At 53.8% G+C, this 823-nt stretch carries 1 protein-coding gene; it reads right to left on the reverse strand.

Annotation, left to right across the window (positions count from 1 at the left end):
• The coding region (locus PG887_RS22495) for an IS110-like element ISAeca3 family transposase (protein ID WP_201997858.1) at positions 1–818 on the reverse strand (818 nt) is incomplete at its 3' end.
• Positions 819–823 lie beyond the last annotated feature (5 nt).

Raw genomic sequence — 823 nt, forward strand, 5'->3', positions numbered from 1 at the left:
CTAAGATTTTTGTCGCCACGCTTGCTGATACCCTTCAGGTTTGCCCGGCCCCCAGTACTGTACTGGCGTGGCACCAATCCGACTGACGCCGCGAAATCACGACTACATCGATAGTGTTTTCCGTCACCGAGCTCGGCGGCCAACACGCTGGCAGTGATCGGGCCGACACCAGGGATTGTCATCAGACGCTGACCAAGATCGTCATCGCCAAGCTGGCTGGCCAGTTCCTTGTCGATCTCGGCAATTTGCTGCTCCAGATACTTGAAATGGGCATGCAGCCTCTCCAACATGGTAATCAGTCGCGCTGGTAACTCGTGTTCAGCCATCACAGAAGGCAGGCGCTTGATGGCGGCATGACCGACGGGCAGACTGATGCCAAATTCGAGTAAAAAGCCGTGTATCTGGTTTGATGCCTTAACCCGATCGCGCACAAACGATTCGCGCACACGATGCAGTGCTCCCAACGTTTGCTGGCTTTCGGTCTTGGGCGTTACAAACCGCATGGAGGGACGGCAGGCGGCCTCGCAAATAGCTTCAGCATCGATGAAGTCGTTCTTGTTGCTCTTGACGAATGGGCGCACGAATTGAGGCGAAATGAGCTTACTCTCATGCCCAAATTCAGCCAGCCGACGAGCCATGTAATGGGCTCCGGCACATGCCTCCATGACGATGGTGCATACAGGAAAAGTTGCGAGGGATTCGATGAGCTTTGTCCGGTTGAACTTCTTGCGAAGAAGAGCCTTGCCGAACCGGTCTTGACAGTGAATGTGAAAAGAGTGTTTACCGAGATCAATACCAATAAGCGCAACGTTTTCCATGATGG

Source organism: Aeromonas sp. QDB14 (genome assembly GCF_027707845.1).
Lineage (GTDB): Bacteria > Pseudomonadota > Gammaproteobacteria > Enterobacterales > Aeromonadaceae > Aeromonas > Aeromonas caviae.